At 37.9% G+C, this 1,460-nt stretch carries 1 protein-coding gene; it reads right to left on the bottom strand.

Going from position 1 to position 1,460, the window contains the following annotated elements:
* Positions 1 to 36: 36 nt before the first annotated feature.
* Positions 37 to 1,367 (bottom strand): IS3 family transposase gene (locus tag C7B89_RS22750; protein ID WP_425269306.1). Its coding sequence is split into 2 segments (ribosomal slippage): positions 37 to 980 and positions 980 to 1,367, totalling 1,332 coding nucleotides; the frame shifts between segments, so codons are not numbered across the junction.
* Positions 1,368 to 1,460: the final 93 nt, after the last annotated feature.

Genomic DNA, 1,460 nt, shown 5'->3' with positions numbered 1-1,460 from the left:
AAAGTGTACCCTTTATAAAGGACATTTTGAAAAAGGTTAGGCAACTTCTTGAAGCTGCAGTCTGTATTTTACAGGCGGCAGCTTTTTTAAATTCCACTGACCTCGATAATGGTTATAATAGATCATATAGCTTTTCACTTCTTTTTTTACATCTTCTAATGTCTCACAATCTTTTATATTCGTCTCATCTTTCAAATGCCCAAAGAATGATTCTTGAGGTGCGTTGTCCCAACAGTTTCCTCGGCGTGACATCGATTGACCTAAGCCCATTTGTTTCACGAGTTTTTGGAACGCTGGATTGGTATAATGAAAACCTTGGTCTGAATGGATGAAGGCGTCCTGAGCTAGGTGCTTTAGCTTTTTCAGTTTTTTCAAAGTGTCGAGCACAATTTCCATTGTGATGCTAGCTGCTACTTCATACGCCAAAATCTCATTCGTCTCAGCGTCTTTAATCGTTGATAAATAAGCACGTTTACCACTTTTATATGTCAAATACGTGATATCTGTTAAGAGGACTTTACCAGCCACGCCTTGTTTAAATTGGCGTTCGAGCATATGTGGACACGTACGATGTTCTTGTGTGGCTTTGGCTAGACGACGGTAAGGATTCGCTTTACGAATTGGACAGATAACCCCGAACTTCTTCATAATGCGGCGAATTCGCTTCAGATTATAGGTAATACCATATTGATGGTAAAGCGTCATTTTGATTTGACGTGCTCCTTTGTGACGTCGTCGGAATCGATACGCTTTTAAAATCACTTCTTTTACGACTTCATCTGCTTGGTGTTTCATCGCTCTTTTTTGAAGAGATTCTTCCTTAAAATAGTTATAATAGCCTGAGCGTGATACCTCCAACACTTCACAAAGATAGCGTACCATTCGCTTCAATCCATACGTTTCAATCGTTTGACCAATCAGTTCAAATTTCAGTTCTGGTGCGAGTTTTATTTCTTTTTCAACATCTGCCTTTCGAGTAAATCGATCTTTTTTAATAGTTCGTTTTCAGCTTCTAGTAAACGCATTTTTGCTTCAAGTCGTGCATACTTTTCCTCTATACTTAATTCTCGCTCGATAGGACGTCCTGTACTGTGTTTTCGAGAATCTTCTAAACCGGTGATTCCACGTTTTTTATAAGCTGTTCTCCACCTAGTACCTGCTCTATGAATACGTGTTATACCAATTGCTTCCACGTCAAATCCCGCTTCTTCAAAAATTTCTCTTGGTAATTTTCCCGTTTCAGATTGTGCAATAAATAAGCGTTTAAAATCATCCGTATACGTAATTGCTTTATTGCTCACAGCTTTTACATACGGATTCTTTTTTAATTCATTTTGTTGGTGGGGTGTTAAAAAGTTCTTAGTCATAGTAGTGGCTCCGAATCTTGTTTTTTCAATTATAAACAAAAATGCCCTATAAGATGACCTTTTTCAAGTGTCTATCTTATAGGGTACAGTTTA

It is taken from the genome of Lysinibacillus capsici, from assembly GCF_003367505.1.
Taxonomy (GTDB): Bacteria; Bacillota; Bacilli; order Bacillales_A; family Planococcaceae; genus Lysinibacillus; species Lysinibacillus capsici.
Note: the sequence above shows the minus strand (reverse complement) of the source record. Positions and strands in the feature narration are given on the sequence as shown.